Consider the following 17,719-nt stretch of genomic DNA (forward strand, 5'->3'; position numbering starts at 1 on the left):
GATTGCAAGTACAAAGCGGCACCCAAACAGATGTAACCGTTTACCCCCTCACCCTTCGATGCGGGAGAAGTCAGCGACCGCGTGAACCGCCGCGCGGACCCGCGCCAACAACGCCAGACGGCCGGCACGTTTTCCGGAATCGGCATCGTTTACGGTCACTTGGTCGAAGAATGCGTCGATCGGCGCGCGCAGAGTCGCGAGCGCAGCCATCGCCGCCTCGAAATCCTCGTTGGCGATCGCATCGGCCGAGGCAGGTTCGGCCGCATCCAGCGCGGCGACCAGCGCCGCTTCGGCCGGTTCCCGGTCATAATCGGCCGCGGATGGCGCGGCGTCGGCCAGATAATCTTCCTTCTTCAGGATATTGGCCGCGCGCTTGTAGCCAGCGAGGAGGTTTGCGCCATCCTCGGTCCCGACGAACGACTGCAACGCCTTCACCCGCGCGAGCAGGCGGACGAGATCGTCCTCCCCGCCGAGCGCGAACACCGCGTCGATCAGATCGTGGCGAACGCCGGCTTCGCGCTGCTGAACCTTGAGGCGGTCGGCGAAGAAATCGAGCACGTCGCCGCTGACGATGCGTGACAGCGGGAAGCGGAGGCCGTTGTCGAGGATCAGCGCGAGGATGCCCAAGGCGGAGCGGCGAAGCGCGAACGGATCCTTGGAGCCGCTGGGCTTCAGGTCGGCGCCGAAGAACTGGGTGATGCTGTCGAGCTTGTCCGCCAGTGACACGGCAACCGTTACCGGCGCGGTGGGGACGTCGTCGCCCTGCCCGACCGGCTTATAGTGATCGCGGATCGCTTCGGCGACTTCGGCGGGTTCGCCCTGCGCGGCGGCGTAATAGCCGCCCATCAGGCCCTGAAGCTCGGGGAATTCGCCGACCATGCCGGTGACGAGGTCGGCCTTCGCGAGGCGCGCGGCGCGCTCGGCGAGGTCGGGGTTCGCGCCCTTGACGATGCCTTCCTCGGACAGCCAGCGGGCGAGCTTCGCGACGCGGTCGACCTTGTCGGCGACGGTGCCGAGCTTTTCGTGGAAGACGATCTTTTCCAGCTTCTTCGCCTGATCGGCGAGCGGCACCTTGAGATCGGTCTCGTAGAAGAAGCGCGCGTCGGAGAGTCGCGCGGCGAGCACCTTGCGGTTGCCCTCCACGATCCGCTCGCCGCCGTCCGCCGCATCGATGTTCGCGGTGCAGACGAAGGCGTTGGCGAGCGCGCCGCCGGCGTCGCGGCAGACGAAATACTTCTGGTTCACGCGCGCGGTGAGCTGAATCACCTCGGGCGGCACGTCGAGGAACGCCGCGTCGAAGCGGCCGAGCAGCGGCACCGGCCATTCGGTGAGGCCGGCGTTTTCGCTGACCAGCCCCTCATCCTCGACCAGCGTGAGACCGGCCATGTTCGCGGCCAGCTTCGCACCGAGCGCGATGGTGGCGCGGCGTTCGTTCTGGTCGACGATGACATGGCAGGCGCGCAGTTTCTCGACATAGTCGGCGGCGCTGCCGATGGTGATGACGCCCGGGTGATGGAAGCGGTGGCCGACGGTGGCCGCGCCGCTTTCGACGCCGGCGATCGCGCAGGGCACCACATCGTCACCGAACAGCGCGATGATGCCCTGCAGCGGGCGGACCCAGCGCGGGCTTTCGGTGGAGATCGACGCCTCGCCCCAGCGCATCGACTTGGGCCAGGGGAAGGCGCGGATGATCGCGGGGATCGCCTCTGCCAGCACATCGGCGGTGGCGCGGCCGGGCTTGTCGATCACCGCGAACAAGGTTGCGCGGCCCTTCACCTCGCGGGTCTGGAGCGCGTCGCGGGTGAGGCCAGCCTTGCGCAGGAAGCCTTCGACGGCGGCGTCCGGGGCGTCGGCGGGCGGGCCCTTCAGCTCATCGCTTACCGCCTGCGTCTGCGCAGGCAGATCGCGGGCGATCAGCGCGAGGCGTCGCGGCGTCGCGTAAGTGACGAGTTCGGCGGCCTTCAGCCCGGCCTTGCCGAGTTCAGCGGCGAACAGGCGGGCGAGATCCTCGCGCGCCTTGTCCTGCATGCGCGCCGGGATTTCCTCCGAGCGCAGTTCGAGCAGAAAATCGGTCATGCCGCGCTCCAGTTCGGGAAGCGGGCTTTCCAGCCCTCGGCATTCTTTTCCATATACGCCGTGCAGGCCCCCTTCGCGAGATCGCGGACGCGGCCGATATAGGCCTGGCGCTCGGCGACGGAGATGACGCCGCGCGCGTTCAGCAGGTTGAAGATGTGGCTCGCCTCGATCGCCTGCTCATAGGCCGGGATCGGCAGCTTCGCGGCGAGGCAATTCTCGCACTCGGCCGCCGCCTTGCGGAACAGGTCGAACAACGTGTCGGTATCGGCGACCTCGAAATTCCAGGCCGACATCTGCCGCTCATTCTCGAGGAACACGTCGCCGTAGGATACGCCTGCATCGTTGAAGCGCAGGTCGTACACATTGTCGACGTTCTGGATGTACATCGCCAGCCGTTCGAGCCCGTAGGTGAGCTCGCCCGCGACGGGCTTGCAGTCAAAGCCGCCCATCTGCTGGAAATAGGTGAACTGGGTCACCTCCATCCCGTCGCACCACACTTCCCAGCCGAGGCCCCAGGCGCCCAAGGTCGGGCTTTCCCAGTCATCCTCGACGAAGCGGATGTCGTGGCGGGTGAAATCGATGCCGATCGCCGCGAGGCTGCCGAGATACAGCTCCTGCAGATCGGGCGGGCTTGGCTTCAGGATCACCTGATATTGGTAATAATGCTGCAGCCGGTTCGGGTTCTCGCCATAGCGGCCATCGGTCGGCCGGCGGCTGGGCTGAACGAAGGCGGCGTTCCACGGCTCCGGGCCGAGCGCGCGCAGCGTCGTGGCGGGGTGAAAGGTGCCCGCGCCCATGCGCATGTCATAGGGTTGCAGAATGGCGCAGCCCCGCGCTCCCCAATAGGAATGGAGGCGCAGGATCATGTCCTGGAAGCTTAACGGCGCGTCTGTTGAGGTGGCGTTCATCGCGCGCCGGGCAATGGCGGATGGCTCGCCAACAGGCAAGGCCCCCGCTAGGCTGGCTGCGCCCCGACCAAGGAAGGTTGCCAAGACCCGTGTTACGACCCTTCACCTCTTTGTTCGCCGCCCTCGGCCTTGCCTTCACCCTGCCCGCCTGCGCGCAGCCGGCGCCGGTGGTGCAGCAGGACGCCGACCCCGCGCTGTGGGTGGTGCGCGACAAGGATACGACGATCTACCTCTTCGGGACGATCCACGTCCTGAAGCCGGGCCTGTCATGGTTCGACGAGGCGGTGAAGAAGGCGTTCGACCGGTCGGGCACGCTGGTGCTGGAGATGGTCGAGCCGGACAAGGAGACGCAGGAGCGTGTCGTCGTGTCCAAGGCGTTCGACCCGTCGGGCCAATCGCTGATCGAGAAGCTGCCGGAGGACAAGCGCCAGCCGTTCATCAAGGCGCTGGAAGACAACAAGCTGCCGCGCGCGACGTTCGAGCGGATGCAGCCGTGGTTCGCCGCGATCAGCCTGTCGGCGCTGCCGGTGCAGAAGCTGGGCTATGACGCCAGCAACGGGCCCGAAGGCGTGCTGACCAAGGCGGCCAAGGCGCAGAAGAAGCAGGTCATCGGGCTGGAGACGTTCGAGGGCCAGATGTCGATTTTCGATTCGCTGTCGCAGAAGGCGCAGCTCGAGCTGCTGACGTCGACGGTGGAGGAGCTGCCCAAGGCCGGCGAGACGATGGACCGGATGGTGTCCGACTGGGCCAAGGGCAATCCCGACGGCCTGGCCAAGACGATGAACGACAGCCTGAAAGACTCGCCGGAGGTGAACAAGGCGCTGCTGGTCGATCGCAACGCCAAATGGGCGGCGTGGATCGCGGAGCGGATGCGCACACCCGGCCGCGTCTTCATCGCGGTGGGCGCGGGACACCTCGCCGGGCCCGACAGCGTTCAGGCGCAGCTGGGGAAGTACAGACTGAAGGCGGTGCGGGTTAAGTATTGAGCCCGGGGCAGCGGTGGGCGCAGGTTCGGCCGCGAGGATTGCCTTTCGCGCCCCTCCCCGCTATGCGCGCCCGCTTCCGGCCATGGTCATCCCTGGAGGCGTGGCGCGGAAGGACATACATGAGTTTCGGAGAATATTGATGAGCGACCAGCTGACGCTCGCAGCCGAGACGCGTGACCGGGTTGGCAAGGGAGCCTCCCGGGCGCTGCGTCGTGACGGCCGCGTACCCGCCGTGATCTACGGCCAGAACAAGGAACCGACCTCGATCCATCTCGAGGAAAAGGCGCTTGTGAAGGCACTGGGCACCGGCCACTTCATGAACACCGTCGTGATGATCAACGGTGAGCGCACCCTGCCCAAGGACGTGCACTTCCACCCGGTCACCGACCGTCCGGTTCACGTCGACTTCCTGCGCATCAGCGCGCACACGACCGTCACCGTCGCGGTGCCGGTCGTGTTCGTCGACGAGGAAGAAGCCCCCGGCATCAAGAAGGGCGGCGTGCTGAACGTCGTTCGTCACGAGCTGGAGCTGGTGTGCGACGCGAGCGACATCCCGTCGGAAGTCACCATCTCGCTGAAGGGCCTGGAAGTGGGCGATTCGCTCCACATCTCGGCCGTGACGCTGCCCAAGGGCACGACGTCGGCGATCGACGACCGCGACTTCACCATCGCAACGGTGGTTGCACCGTCGGCGCTGAAGTCGTCCGAGGGCGATACGTCGACCGAGGCGACCGAGGAAGCTGCGGGCGAGTAACATCGCCTGGTGCCGCCCGGGGCGGCACGGTTTCGCGGGCGGGTGGCGGCAACGCCCCCGCCCGTTTTCGTTTGGCGCCAAGCGGCACGCCCGTGACAGGGCGCTGACACGCCAGTGAGACGATGGGATTGGTGATGCAGCTATGGGTCGGCCTAGGCAATCCGGGCCCGCAATATGCGATGCAGCGGCACAATGTCGGCTTCATGGCGGTCGATGCGATCGCCGAGGTGCATGATTTCGGCGCGACGGCGAAGAAGTTCCAGGGCTGGGTGCGCGAAGGTCGGCTGGGCAACGAGAAGGTGCTGCTGCTGAAGCCCGCGACCTTCATGAACGAAAGCGGCCGCAGCGTTGCCGAGGCGCTGCGTTTCTACAAGCTGGGCGTCGAGGCGCTGACGGTGTTTCACGACGAGCTGGACCTGGCGCCGATGAAGGTGAAGGTGCGGATGGGCGGCGGGCTGGCGGGGCACAATGGCCTGCGCTCGATCGACCAGCATCTGGGGCCGGAGTTCCGCCGCGTGCGGATCGGCATCGGTCATCCGGGGCACAAGGACCGGGTGACTGGCCATGTGCTGGGCAATTACGCCAAGAGCGAGATCGATGCGCTGACCGACCTGCTCGGCGCGCTGGCCTCCGAGGCGCCGACGCTGGCGGCGGGGGACGACGTGCGGTTCATGAACGACGTGGCGCTGCGGCTGCAGGGCTGAGGGGGCGGCGGGGGTTGCCCCTCCACCCGGCCTTCCCCGTCGCCCTTCCCCATTGGCGCGCCGCGCGATAACGGATCGAGCCATGTTGTTTCCGCCCGCCTCCTGCCCGCGCCTCGTGGTGAAGATCGGCTCGGCGCTGCTCGTCGACCCGTCGGGCGCAGTGCGGCGCGACTGGCTGGCGGGGATTGCCGCCGATGTCGCGGCGCGCGCCGACACGGGGCAGCAGGTGGCGATCGTCTCCTCGGGCGCGATTGCGCTGGGCGCACGGCGGCTGGGACTGCCGCGTGGCGGGCGGGCGAGCCTGGAGGATGCGCAGGCGGCGGCGGCCACCGGGCAGATCGCGCTCAGCCAGACCTGGGCCGAGGTGCTCGCCGCCAACAGGCTGACCGCGGCGCAGATGCTGGTGACGCTGGATGATCTGGAGGATCGCCGCCGCTACCTGAACGCCGCCGCGACGCTGGGGCGGCTACTGCAGTTGGGTACCGTGCCGGTCATCAACGAGAATGACAGCGTGGCGACGGCCGAGATCCGCTTTGGCGACAATGACCGGCTGGCGGCGCGGGTGGCGCAGGCGGCGGGGGCGGACGGCGTGGTGCTGCTGTCCGATATCGACGGCCTGTATGATCGCAACCCGGCGCAGCCCGGCGCGGTGCATATTCCCGAGGTGGCGCAGATCGACGCGCGGATCGCGGGGATGGCGGACGATGGCTCGGCATCCGGCATGGGATCGGGCGGGATGGTGTCGAAGATCGCCGCGGCGCGGATCGCGACCGGCGCGGGAGTCGCGCTGGCGATCGCATCGGGGCGGATCGAACGGCCGCTGTCGACCAACGCGCGGCACACGATCTTCCTTCCCGAGAAACGCGCGCGGGCGCGCAAGGCGTGGCTGGCGGGGCGGCTGACGGCGAAGGGCGTGGTGACCGTGGATGCCGGCGCGGCGCAGGCGCTTGCCGGTGGGCGCAGCCTGCTGGCGGCGGGGGCGATCGCAGTGTCGGGCGATTTTGCGCGTGGCGACGTGGTGACGATCGCGGGCCCCGAGGGGCCGATCGCGCGCGGTCTGGCGGAATATGATGCGGGCGAGATGCAGCGCCTGCTGGGGCGGCGCAGCGAGGAGCAGGAGGCGCTGCTCGGCTATGCGCCGCGTGCCGCGCTGATCCACCGCAACCATATGGCGCTGCTGTGATCCTGGCGCTGACCGGCGGGACCGGCTTTGTCGGCCGGGCGACGATCGATGCGGCGCTGGCCGCGGGGCATCGGGTCCGCGCGCTGACGCGGCGGCCGCAGGCGGCGCGCGACGGCGTCACCTGGGTGGCGGGGGCGCTCGACGATGCCGCGAGCCTCGCCGCGCTGGTCGAGGGCGCCGATGCGGTCATCCATATCGCCGGGGTGGTCAATGCGCCCGACAAGGCTGGCTTCGTCGCCGGCAATATCGAGGGCACGCGCGCCGTCGTCAGCGCAACGGGGACGCGGCGGCTGGTGCATGTGTCGTCGCTGTCGGCGCGCGAACCGCAGCTGTCGATGTACGGCTGGTCGAAGCGCGAGGCGGAGACGATCGTCGCCGAGAGCGCCAGCGACTGGACGATCGCTCGCCCGACCGGCGTCTATGGACCGGGCGATACCGAGATGCGCGACATGTTCCGGCTGGCGCGGCTTGGCCTTGCCTTCCTGCCGCCGCCGGGGCGTGTGTCGCTGATCCATGTCGAGGACCTTGCGCGTTTGCTGGTGCTGCTCGCCGAGCGGCCGGGGGCGCATGAATTGTACGAAGTCGACGATGGCGAGACGCTGACCCATGCCGATCTGGCGGCGGCGATCGGGCGCGCGGTCGGGCGGCGGGTGATGCCGATGCATTTGCCCAAGCCGCTGATGCGGGTCGCGGCGCGGATCGACCGCAAGTTACGCGGTGGCGGGGCGAAGCTGACGCTCGACCGGGTCGAGTATCTGAGCCACCCCGACTGGACCGCGCGCGCCGATCATCGTCCGCCCGCGAGCCTGTGGGCGCCGCGGATCCCGCTGGATCAGGGCATGGCGCAGACCGCGCGGGCGTACGCCATCGCAGGATGACCACGCTTCCGCCGCATTCGATTGGCACCTCGCCCGCTTGCAGCTAAGGACCCGGCATGAGCGACCGCGACAGCATCTTCGACACCGTCAAGGCCCAGATCGAACCCTTCAACAAGAAGGGCGTGACGGTGACCGAGGCAACAACGTTCCAGGGCGATCTCGAATGGGATTCGCTGACCGTGATGGATTTCGTCGCCGCGATCGAGGACGAATTCGACATCATCATCACGATGAACATGCAGGCGGAAATCGAAACGGTGGGTCAGCTTGCCGATGCCGTGGCCAAGCTGAAGAACTGAACGACCCGTCCCTCGCGACGCTTGTTCTTCGCGACGGATGACCAGGAACGTGGCCGGGTGCGGTGCGCCCGGTGAATCGACACGACCCGATGTGAACGGTTGGGAATTGAACACATGACCGAAACCGGCCTCCAGGCTGAAGCCCTGCCCGTCGAGCCTGCCGCCGTGGCTCCGGAACGCGACCTGTTCGACAAGTTCGCGCCGCTGATCGCCGAGCGCCAGGCGCTGCTCGACAGCGGCGTGCGCGATCCGTTCGGCATCGTCATGGAAGAGGTGAAGAGCCCCACCGTCGCGGTCATCAAGGGCCGCGAGACGATCCTGCTGGGCACTTACAATTACATGGGCATGACGTTCGACCCCGACGTCATTGCCGCGGGCAAGGACGCGTTCGACAAGTTCGGCAGCGGCACCAACGGCAGCCGCGCGCTGAACGGCACGTTCCACGACCATATGGAAGTCGAGCAGGCGCTGCGCGACTTCTATGGTATGTCAGGTGCGATCGTCTTTTCAACGGGTTACCAGGCGAATCTCGGCGTTATCTCTGCCATTGCGGCGAAGGGCGAGTACATCATCCTGGACGCCGACAGCCATGCGTCGATCTATGACGGATGCGCGATGGGCAATGCGGAGGTCGTGCGTTTCCGCCACAATTCGGTCGAGGATCTCGACAAGCGGCTGGGTCGCCTGCCCAAGGAGCCGGGCAAACTCGTCGTCCTTGAAGGCGTCTATTCGATGCTGGGCGACATCGCACCGCTGAAGGAGATGGTCGCCGTCGCCAAGAAGCATGGCGCGATGGTGCTGGTCGACGAGGCGCATTCGATGGGTTTCTTCGGCCCCAACGGCCGCGGCGTCTATGAAGACCAGGGGCTGCAGGACGAGGTCGATTTCGTGATCGGCACCTTCTCCAAGTCGGTCGGCACGGTCGGCGGCTTCTGCGTGTCGAACCACCCGAAGTTCGAGATCCTGCGCTTCGTCTGTCGACCCTATATCTTCACCGCCAGCCTGCCGCCCGCGGTGGTCGCGTCCGCAACTGCGTCGATCCGCAAGCTGATGCACGCCAAGGACAAGCGCGAGCGGCTGTGGGCCAATACGCGCCAGCTGCATGGCGGGCTGAAGCAGCTCGGTTTCCGCCTGCCCACCGACGAGCCGGAATCGGCGATCGTCGCGGTGATCCTGGACGACCAGGAGCAGGCCGTCCGGATGTGGCACGGGCTGCTGGAGGCCGGCCTCTACGTCAATGTCGCGCGTCCGCCCGCGACACCGGCCGGCATGTTCCTGCTGCGCTGCTCGGTCTGCGCAGAACATACGCCCGAGCAGATGGCCAAGGTGGTCGCGATGTTCGAGGCCGCTGGGCGGGCGACCGGCGTGATCGCCTGATCGCCATCGCATCGCTTCCGCCAGACGTGCAGCTTTGATAGACCGTGAGGCCGTGGCTGCCGCGGGCATAGGATCGGCTTTCAAAAGCGTGGCTTCGGCCTGGCGCCTCATCACCTTTGTCGTGATGGGGGTGGCCGGCGTCGGCGTGCTGGTTGCGCTGATCCTGACGCTGGGCGAGGCCAACAACCAGCGCAACCGCGCCTCCTCGCTCCAGTCGCACAGCTATGACGTGATGATCCTGGCGCGGACGCTGTCGGGCACGATCGCACGGTCCGAGGCGGCGCTGGGGCGCTACGTCATCTCCGGCGACAAGCAGCTGGGGCGGCTGTATTTCGAGGATTGGCGCCGCGCGAGCGACCAGTTGCAGCGGCTGTCGTCGCTGACGCGCGACAATATGGCGCAGCGCCCGCTGATCGGCCGGTTGCAGGCAGCGTTCAACGAGCGCGGCGAGCAATTGTCGATGACGGCGCTGGCGACGAATTACGGCAAGAACCAGCAGGCGCTGTCGCGCTATTACGAAGCGCGGCAGGCGTCGGCGCTGACCGAGATCAACCGGCTGCTGGACGAAGTGATCGCCAGCGAGCGCACGCTGCTGATCACCCGCACCGAGGCGACGATGGCGCTGGTCGAACGGTCGACCCGCGCTGCGTTCGTGCTGTCGGCGTTTGGCGTGCTGCTGCTGATCGGGGCGATCATCCTTGGCTGGTTGACGATGCGGGCGTCGACCGATCGCGCACTGGCCCGTGCCGAGGCCGATGCCGCGCGCGCGCGCGCCGACGAACTGGCGGTGGCGGTGGCGGAAGCCACCGAGGAATTGCGTGCGCAGGAAGCGCGGTTGCGGCAGGCGCAGAAGATGGATGCGATCGGCCAGCTGACCGGCGGTATCGCACACGATTTCAACAACATGCTGGCAGTTGTGATCGGCGGGCTCGAACTGGCGCAGCGCGCGATTGCCAATGGCGGGGCGGACGCCGCGCGCCATGTCGAAAGCGCGCGTGAGGGGGCGGTCCGGGCGGCGGAACTGACCCGCCGGCTGCTCGCCTTTGCCCGCGAGGGGGCGATCGCGCCGGAACGCATCCATGTCGGCGCCTTGCTCAACGGGATGCGCGACCTGCTCGACCGCACGCTCGGCGATGCGATCCAGGTCGAGATCGCCTGCCATGGCGAGGACGCCTATGTCCGCGCCGATCGGGTGCAGTTCGAGAATTGCATCCTGAACCTCGCGGTCAATGCGCGCGATGCGATGGACGGGCGCGGGCGGGTCAGCATCACGTCGGGGGTGGAGCGTTCAACCAACGGCACCTTCGTCACCATCACGGTGCGTGACGACGGATGCGGCATGACCCCGGACATCGTCGAGCGCGTGTTCGAGCCGTTCTTCACCACCAAGCCGGTCGGCAAGGGCACAGGCCTGGGGCTGAGCCAGATCTTCTCCTTTGCGCGCCAGCTGGACGGCGAAGTGGCGATCGATTCCACGCCTGGCGTCGGGACGAGCGTGATCATGCGGCTGCCGCACGACAGCGAGGCGGAAACGCCGGAACGCGCCGACGAGGAAGCCGCCATCGCCACCGCGGCGCCGGAGGAGCTGACCATCCTGGTGGTGGAGGATGACCAGCGCGTGCTGCGCGCCACCGTCGGCGCGCTGGAGGAGCTGGGCCATCGCGTGATCGCATGCGACGATCCACTGCGCGCCCCCGCCCTGCTCGACCAGCACGCGCCCGTCGACCTCATCATGAGCGATGTGCTGATGCCGGTGCAGACCGGCCCGGAAATGATCGAGGCGCTGCCCGAACGCCACGCGCGTACCGCCGTGCTGTTCGTCACCGGCTTCGCCGGCGAGGCGAGCGACGCCGCGATGTTCAACGGCCATCATGTGCTGCGCAAGCCCTTCACCCTCGCCGCGCTGGCGCGCGCGCTGGCCGATGCCTTTGCGCGCAGCCCGGCCGCCGCGCCTGACCGGATGGCGGCGGAATAAGGCAAAGCGAGAGGAAAGCGTCGCGGCGCTGGACCGAAAAGGGCTGGCGCTCGTTACCTTCTCGCCTATACCGGCGCACCCATCCGCAAGATCGAGCCCCTTAGCCGCGCCTCATGAAATCGATCGACCGCTACATGGCCCGGCTGATCGCGCTGCCGCTGTTCTCGACGCTCGTCATTGCGGCGATGCTGCTGCTCCTCGATCGCATGCTGCGCCTGTTCGACTTCGTCGCCACCGAGGGTGGCCCGGTGAGCGTGGTGTGGCAGTTGCTGGCCAACCTGCTGCCGGAATATCTTGGCCTTGGCATTCCGATCGGCTTGATGCTGGGCGTTCTGCTCGCCTTCCGGCGCCTCGCCACCTCGTCCGAGCTGGACGTTATGCGCGGTGTTGGAATGAGTTACGGGCGATTGCTGCGCGTCCCTTACATGTATGCGGTGGGGCTGGCGCTGGTCAATCTGGCGATCGTCGGCTTCATCCAGCCGCGCGCGCGTTATGCCTACGAAGGGCTGCGGTTCGAGCTGCGCACCGGGGCGCTGGGGGCGTCGATCAAGGTCGGCGAATTCACCCATCTGGGCGATCGCATGACGATGCGGATCGAGCGCAGCCGGGACAAGGGCCGCGAGCTGTCCGGCATCTTCGTCCATGCGCAGACACCCAAGGGTGACTGGATCGGCGTGACCGCGGAGCGCGGCCAGTTCTTCGCCACCGACGATCCCAACACGATCATCTTCCGCCTGACCAACGGCACGCTGATCCACAACCGGCCCGATTTTCCGAGCCCGCGCGTGCTGACCTTCAGCGCGCATGACCTACCGATCGACCTGCCCAAGTTCGAGCAGTTCCGCGCGCGCGGCGGCCGTAACCTGGAATATACGCTGCCTGAGCTGGTGAAGATCGGCACGACGAGCGGGAGCGAGGAAGCGCGCGATTCCAGCCAGGCGGAGTTGTATTTCCGGCTGGCGGAGGTGCTGATGATGTTCCTGCTGCCGCTGCTGGCGGTGGCGCTGGGCGTGCCACCGAAGCGATCGACATCGGCGCTGGGCGTGTTCCTGTCGATCGTGATGGTCGTCGCCTATCACAAGGTGAACCAATATGCCGCGTCGATAGGCGAGCTTGGCCGCGTTGACCCGTTCATTGCGCTGTGGACGCCGTTCGCGATCTTCGCCGCGCTGATCATCTGGATGTATTACACGCTGGCCTATGTTCCGGGCGGACAGCCGATCGGCGCGCTGGAACGGGTGGCCAGCAAGACCCTGAAAGCGATCACGCGTCGCCTGCCCGGCCGCCGTGCGCGAGAGGCACGGGCATGACGTCTTTCTTCCCGTCCAAGACGGTGGCGCTGTACATGGGCCGGATGTTCCTGGTCCGCACGTTCGGCATCCTTGCCGGGCTGGTGCTGGTGCTCCAGGCGCTCGACCTCTTGGGGGAATCCGGCAAGATCCTGGCCGTTCCGGGCAATACCGACGCGCAGGTGTGGCAGTATATGTCGCTGCGCGTGCCGCAGATAATCGCGCGCTTCCTGCCCTTCTCCGTCCTTCTCGGCACCATCCTGACGCTGATCACGATGAACCAGAACAGCGAGATCGTGGCGCTGAAATCGTCGGGCATGTCGGCGCACCAGGTGCTGGCGCCGCTGATCACCGCAAGCCTGGCGATCGCCGCGATCAGCTTCGTGTTCAACGACCGGGTGGTGTCGCGCGCGACGGCGACGCTGAGCCAGTGGCAGAAGGTGAATTACGGCACGCTGCCGATCGACCGGGGTGACCGGTCCAACGTCTGGGTCAGGACCGGGGACGACCTGGTCGAGGTGGACCAGATCCGTGGCCGCGGCGATGCCGCGCGGCTGGGCGGCGTGACGCTGTACGAACGTGACGGCGGCAAGCTGCGCACGATCATCACCGCGCCCACCGGGCGGCGCAGCGGCGATGGCTGGGCGATCGGGCCGGCCAAACGCTTTGACGTGGCGACCGGCCAGCAGCGCGATGTCGGCACGATCGTGATCGCGCGCGGCGTGACGCCGGACCAGTTCACCCTGTCGTCGGTGAATGCCGACGGACTGTCGTTCCGCGCGCTGAACGAGGCGATCGACGACCTGGCCGCGGCCGGGCGGCCGACCGCGGCGCTCGAGGGATCGCTGTGGCACAAACTCTCCGGGCCGCTGTCGTCGGTGCTGATGCCGCTGCTGGGCGCGGTGGCCGCGTTCGGCATCGCACGGTCCGGCAAATTGTTCGTCCGCGCCGTGATCGGCATGGCGCTGGGCTTCGCCTATTTCGTGGCGGACAATTTCGCGCTGGCGATGGGCAATCTGGGCGCCTACCCGCCCTTCCTCGCCGCCTGGGCGCCGTTCCTGCTGTTCCTGCTGATCGGCGAAGCGGTGCTGCTGCGCACCGAGGAATAAGCCGGCGGCGGCCGGGATGCTCCCGGCTGTAGCGGGAGCCAGATGCGAACTTATGGATCGATGGCCGGGGCGGCGGTGACCGCCCCCGGCCGATATCAGCGCGGCAGCATCGTGCTGCGCGCGATCTTGGCGATGAGGCCCGGCATGCCGACGTAATTGGCCTTGTAATAGGGCGATTCGCGATCGAGCACGGCGCTCAGCCGGCGATGAGCCTCGCCCAGCGCGTGATAGGGGACACCCGGCAGCAGATGGTGCAGCGCGTGGTAGCGCAGGCCAACCGGCGCCCAGAGCGCGGGCAGCGTGGCCGGCGGCGGCACGTTAACCGAGTCGAGATACTGGGCGGTGACGGTCATCACCTCGCCCTCATTCTCCCACAGGTGCGCGACCAAGGTCCGCAGCTGATTGATGACCGCGACGCCCGAGGCGACCGCCATCATGATGGCAAAGGCGCGCAGCGGCAGCGTGCCGGTGGCAACCAGGGCGATCAGCGACATCGCCCAGACGGCGCATGCGGTCTCGATCGCGATCCACTGGCGACGGAAATCCCCCTCCGGCAGGCGGCGGCGGAATTGCGGGTTGATCGCCAGCGCCGAGAAACGCTCCACCACGATGCGGCGCAGCGACGGCGACAGCAGCGACAGCGGCGACAGCACGCCGTAGCGGAAAATCAGCGCGAACGGCGCGAGCGCGGCGACCAGCACGAACACCGGCAGCGACCACGGCTTCATCAGCGCGAGCGGCAGGTATTCGGGATCGTCGCTGGTACCGTAGCGGGTGCGCGCGTGGTGAAGATTGTGGACGCCCTCATACATGAACGAGGGCACCAGCATCGGCACGCCGATGAAGATGTTATAGCCCAGCCGGAAATGCGGCAGCGACGCATGCTTCACATGGGTGAGTTCATGGATGAAGCTCATCCCGCGATAGAGCGCGAACATCGCCACCACGCCGGCGACGATCGTCAGCCACAGCGGGGTCGCGGCGATCGCCACGGCAAGACCGGCATAGCCGATCGCCACCGAGCCGAGGAAGTCAGCCCAATAGACGGCGGGCCGCGGCGCGTTCAGATCCCGCGTCAGTTCAGCCGCCGCCTTCAGCATCGCGCGGTCATCGGCGATGCGAACACGCGCGGTCGGGGTGGCTGCTGCTCGTGACAGAGTCGTGGTCGTCATGGGGGTGTCCATTGGCCCAAGATAGTGGCGATACGGTGGCTGGAACAGGTGCGCGCCGCGCGGAAAGGCCGCTCGCCATGATCGCTTCGGGCGATTACACGCAGCGCCATGACCGGCTCTCTCACCATCCGCCCCGTGACGGGCAAGCGCGACCGCAAAACGTTCATCGACCTGCCGTTCCGCCTGTACAAGGATGATCCCAACTGGGTTCCGCCGCTGAAGCGCGAGGCGCTGGGGCTGCTCGATCCCGAGAAGAACGGCTGGTACAGCCACGCCAAGGCGCAGCTGTTCCTGGCCGAGCGCGACGGGCGCGTGGTGGGGCGTATCTCCGCGCATATCGACCTTCTGGCGCTGGACATGCCGGCCGCGCAGGGCTTTGGCCCCGGCACCGGACAATGGGGGCTGATGGAGGCGGAGGACGACGGCGTGTTCCGCGCGCTGATCGAACGCGCCGAGCAGTGGCTGCGCGAACAGGGCATGACCCGCGTGCTGGGTCCGATCTCGCAATCGATCTGGGAAGAACCGGGGCTGCTGATTACCGGCTACGACCATCCGCCCTCCGTGATGATGGGCCATGCCAAGCCGGAATATCGCGGGTGGATTGAGGCGGCCGGCTATGCCCCGGTCAAGCAAATGATGACCTATGAGCTGGATATCACGCAGGAATTCCCGCCGATCGTCCAGCGGATCATCAAATCGGGCGAGAAGAACCCGCGCATCAACGTGCGCCCGGTCGACAAGTCGCGGTTCGACGAGGAAGCGGCGATCATCCTGGGCATCCTGAACGATGCGTGGAGCGACAATTGGGGGTTCGTTCCCCTCACTCCGCCCGAAATCCGCGACGTTGGCGTAAAGCTGAAGCCGATCGTCTTCAATGACCTGATCCGCATCGCCGAGGTGGATGGCGTGCCGGTCGCCTTCATGATCACCCTCCCCGACCTGAACGAACCGCTGAAGGGCCTGAACGGGTCGCTGCTGCCGTTCGGCTGGGCGAAGCTGCTGCTGTGGCTGCGCAAGCCGAAGGTGCGTACGATGCGCGTGCCGCTGATGGGGGTGGTGAAGAGCCTGCAATCGTCGCGCATGGCGAGCCAATTGGCGTTCATGATGATCGAGTACATCCGCCGCGCGGCGGTGCAGGATTATGGTGCCTCGCGCGGCGAGATCGGCTGGATCCTCGATGACAACCAGGGGATGCGGTCAATCGCCGAGACGATCGAGAGCCACGTCAACAAGGTCTATCAGGTGTACGAAAAGGCGCTGTGAGCGCCGGTGAACCGCGGGGTCTCGCGCAGCGGCCAGACCGGCCGTGCGCGAGCCCGGTAAGCGGCACTTAACGGCGCGCGAGCGGGTCAGTGCCCTGTGCGACCCAGGTCGCGCGCGTCTGGCAATAGCGACGGGCGATGCCCGGGCCACTGAGCGTGTCGATCACGCACACGCGGCGCTGGTCGGTTTCGGGATCGAACGAGCGGGCGCCATACTGATCGGCGGGGATGGTCGGCGCAGGTGCCGGCGCAGGTGCCGGGCGCGGCGCGGGTTCGGGGGCGGCGCCCAGCATGAGGGCGGCGGTGGCGATGGCGGTGATGGTCATGGCGTATCCTCTCAGGTTCCGAACAGCGCCCCTTTCGCGCTGTCACCTGAGACTTTGCATTGACCGTGCCAATTGCCTCACGGACGCCATTTCAATGACTTAGCAAAAGCATCAATGTGCGTGTTGCCGATGATGGGCGCCGTGCACCAAGTGACGGCGCGTTTTACCATCCAAGCGATGTGCGCTGACGGACGCACGGGCGCCCCCTGTCCGACAGTGAACGATTGAGAAGCCAGCGGACCGCCGTGGCCGCCGCCCGCCGCCCCGGGGCTCAGTCGCGCAGGCGAACCCAGGTGGGCGCGTGATCGCTGGCCTTGTCCCGGCCACGATAGTCCTTGTCGACGCCGGCCTCGACCAGCCGATCGGCGACGGCGGGTGACAGCAGCAGGTGATCGATGCGGAAGCCCGCGTCGCGGCGCCACGCGCCCGCCTGATAATCCCAGAAGGTCCACACGCCGCCGGCGGGATGACGCACGCGCAGCGAATCGGTCCATCCTTGCGCGAGCAGCGCGCGATAGGCGGCGCGGCTTTCCGGCTGCATCAGCGCATCATCGGCCATGGCGCGGGTGGAGAAGGTATCATCGTCATTGGGGATGACGTTGTAATCGCCCGCCAGCACGGTCGGAATTTCAGCGGCAAGCAAGGCGCGCGCACGGGCGGCGAGCCGGTCCATCCAGCGCAGCTTATAGTCGAACTTCGGCCCCGGCTGCGGATTGCCGTTGGGCAGATAGATGGACGCGACGGTCAGGCCGTCGACGTCGCATTCCAGATAGCGGCTGTGATCATCGTCGGGCTCACCATCCAGGCCCCGCTGACGCTCGACCGGATCGGCGCCGCGAGCGAGCACGGCGACGCCGTTGAACCCCTTTTGCCCATGCCACACCGCGCCATAACCGGCGGCGCGGATGTCATCGATCGGGAAGGTATCGTCAGCGGTCTTGAGCTCCTGCAGGCAGACGATGTCCGGCTGCTGCTCGGCGAGATATTCCAGCAGGCGCGGCAGGCGGGCCTTGATGCCGTTGACGTTGTAGCTGACGATTTTCACGAGGACGGCTTACACCGAGAAGCTGGTGCCGCAACCGCATCCTGATGCTGCAATCGGATTGTCGACCTTGAACGCCGCGCCGCCGAGCGATTCGACGAAGTCGACCGAGGCACCGCGCACGAGATCGAGGCTGATTTCGTCCACGACAAGCTTGACGCCATCCGTCTCGGCGACCTGATCACCCGGCTCCGGCGCGTCGGCCAGACCAAAACGATATTGGAACCCGGAACAGCCGCCCCCCTCCACCGAGAGGCGCAGGATGGCAGGCTTTTGCTGCTTTTCCGCAATCGCCGCCACACGGGCGGCGGCGGAGGGCGTCAAGGCGATATCGGGTGCGAGCGTTGCCATGAGAGCGAAATAGGATCGCCGCGGCGCG

At 67.1% G+C, this 17,719-nt stretch carries 17 protein-coding genes; 11 read left to right on the forward strand and 6 right to left on the reverse strand.

Annotation, left to right across the window (positions count from 1 at the left end; translation table 11 throughout):
- Window positions 1-48: 48 nt before the first annotated feature.
- Together glyS and CA236_RS11815 are read right to left on the reverse strand one after the other, a co-directional pair.
- Complete coding sequence (glyS, locus tag CA236_RS11810; protein WP_125945759.1) at window positions 49-2,076, reverse strand: glycine--tRNA ligase subunit beta; 2,028 nt, start codon at window positions 2,074-2,076, stop codon at window positions 49-51.
- Window positions 2,073-2,942 carry a glycine--tRNA ligase subunit alpha gene (locus CA236_RS11815; RefSeq protein WP_125945760.1) on the reverse strand — a complete coding sequence of 290 codons (870 nt, stop codon included), beginning with the start codon at window positions 2,940-2,942 and terminating at the stop codon, window positions 2,073-2,075. Before CA236_RS11815 ends, glyS begins: the two co-directional genes overlap by 4 nt.
- Before the next feature lie 131 nt (window positions 2,943-3,073).
- On the opposite strand from CA236_RS11815, the gene CA236_RS11820 reads away from it, so the two are divergent.
- The 10 genes from CA236_RS11820 to lptG all read left to right on the forward strand — a co-directional run bounded on the left by CA236_RS11820 (window position 3,074) and on the right by lptG (window position 13,538).
- Window positions 3,074-3,970 (forward strand): TraB/GumN family protein, encoded by an 897-nt coding sequence (locus CA236_RS11820; RefSeq protein ID WP_241212628.1) that lies wholly within the window; start codon window positions 3,074-3,076, stop codon window positions 3,968-3,970.
- Window positions 3,971-4,109: 139 nt separating this feature from the next.
- A complete protein-coding gene (locus tag CA236_RS11825; RefSeq protein ID WP_125945762.1) occupies window positions 4,110-4,724 on the forward strand; it encodes a 50S ribosomal protein L25/general stress protein Ctc in 615 nt (204 codons plus the stop codon).
- Window positions 4,725-4,858: 134 nt separating this feature from the next.
- Window positions 4,859-5,428: an aminoacyl-tRNA hydrolase gene (gene pth, locus CA236_RS11830; RefSeq protein ID WP_125945763.1), complete on the forward strand. Its 570-nt coding sequence runs from the start codon at window positions 4,859-4,861 to the stop codon at window positions 5,426-5,428.
- Between the two features lie 82 nt (window positions 5,429-5,510).
- On the forward strand, window positions 5,511-6,611 hold the full coding sequence (proB, locus tag CA236_RS11835; protein WP_125945764.1) for a glutamate 5-kinase: 1,101 nt from the start codon (window positions 5,511-5,513) through the stop codon (window positions 6,609-6,611).
- The gene (locus CA236_RS11840) at window positions 6,608-7,489 is read left to right on the forward strand and encodes an NAD-dependent epimerase/dehydratase family protein (RefSeq protein ID WP_125945765.1); all 882 of its coding nucleotides are present in this window, start codon (window positions 6,608-6,610) and stop codon (window positions 7,487-7,489) included. The genes proB and CA236_RS11840 overlap by 4 nt, the downstream gene beginning before the upstream one ends.
- A 56-nt stretch (window positions 7,490-7,545) precedes the next feature.
- Window positions 7,546-7,788, forward strand: coding sequence for an acyl carrier protein (locus tag CA236_RS11845; protein WP_046410945.1), 243 nt, complete (start codon window positions 7,546-7,548; stop codon window positions 7,786-7,788).
- Window positions 7,789-7,902: 114 nt separating this feature from the next.
- Entirely contained in the window at window positions 7,903-9,165 is a 1,263-nt protein-coding gene (locus CA236_RS11850) for an aminotransferase class I/II-fold pyridoxal phosphate-dependent enzyme (RefSeq protein ID WP_125945766.1), read from the forward strand.
- A gap of 88 nt (window positions 9,166-9,253) precedes the next feature.
- Window positions 9,254-11,140: an ATP-binding protein gene (locus CA236_RS11855; protein ID WP_346962772.1), complete on the forward strand. Its 1,887-nt coding sequence runs from the start codon at window positions 9,254-9,256 to the stop codon at window positions 11,138-11,140.
- 113 nt (window positions 11,141-11,253) lie between these two features.
- The gene (gene lptF / locus CA236_RS11860) at window positions 11,254-12,450 is read left to right on the forward strand and encodes an LPS export ABC transporter permease LptF (protein ID WP_197075567.1); all 1,197 of its coding nucleotides are present in this window, start codon (window positions 11,254-11,256) and stop codon (window positions 12,448-12,450) included.
- Window positions 12,447-13,538 carry an LPS export ABC transporter permease LptG gene (gene lptG, locus CA236_RS11865; protein WP_125945767.1) on the forward strand — a complete coding sequence of 364 codons (1,092 nt, stop codon included), beginning with the start codon at window positions 12,447-12,449 and terminating at the stop codon, window positions 13,536-13,538. The genes lptF and lptG overlap by 4 nt, the downstream gene beginning before the upstream one ends.
- Before the next feature lie 95 nt (window positions 13,539-13,633).
- Here lptG and CA236_RS11870 read toward each other — a convergent pair whose 3' ends face one another.
- On the reverse strand, window positions 13,634-14,710 hold the full coding sequence (locus tag CA236_RS11870; protein WP_241212629.1) for a fatty acid desaturase: 1,077 nt from the start codon (window positions 14,708-14,710) through the stop codon (window positions 13,634-13,636).
- 108 nt (window positions 14,711-14,818) lie between these two features.
- Between CA236_RS11870 and CA236_RS11875 the strand changes: the two genes are divergently transcribed.
- Window positions 14,819-15,973, forward strand: coding sequence for a GNAT family N-acetyltransferase (locus CA236_RS11875; RefSeq protein ID WP_046410951.1), 1,155 nt, complete (start codon window positions 14,819-14,821; stop codon window positions 15,971-15,973).
- Window positions 15,974-16,040: 67 nt separating this feature from the next.
- On the opposite strand, the gene CA236_RS11880 is transcribed toward CA236_RS11875, so the two are convergent.
- The 3 genes from CA236_RS11880 to CA236_RS11890 form a co-directional block, all read right to left on the reverse strand.
- Window positions 16,041-16,298, reverse strand: coding sequence for a hypothetical protein (locus CA236_RS11880; RefSeq protein WP_046410952.1), 258 nt, complete (start codon window positions 16,296-16,298; stop codon window positions 16,041-16,043).
- A 271-nt stretch (window positions 16,299-16,569) separates the two neighbouring features.
- Window positions 16,570-17,343, reverse strand: coding sequence for an exodeoxyribonuclease III (gene xth, locus CA236_RS11885; RefSeq protein ID WP_125945769.1), 774 nt, complete (start codon window positions 17,341-17,343; stop codon window positions 16,570-16,572).
- 9 nt (window positions 17,344-17,352) lie between these two features.
- Window positions 17,353-17,691: an iron-sulfur cluster assembly accessory protein gene (locus CA236_RS11890; RefSeq protein WP_046410956.1), complete on the reverse strand. Its 339-nt coding sequence runs from the start codon at window positions 17,689-17,691 to the stop codon at window positions 17,353-17,355.
- Between the last annotated feature and the right edge of the window lie 28 nt (window positions 17,692-17,719).

Source organism: Sphingomonas sp. ABOLG, assembly GCF_003950435.1.
In the GTDB taxonomy this organism is placed as follows: domain Bacteria; phylum Pseudomonadota; class Alphaproteobacteria; order Sphingomonadales; family Sphingomonadaceae; genus Sphingomonas; species Sphingomonas panaciterrae.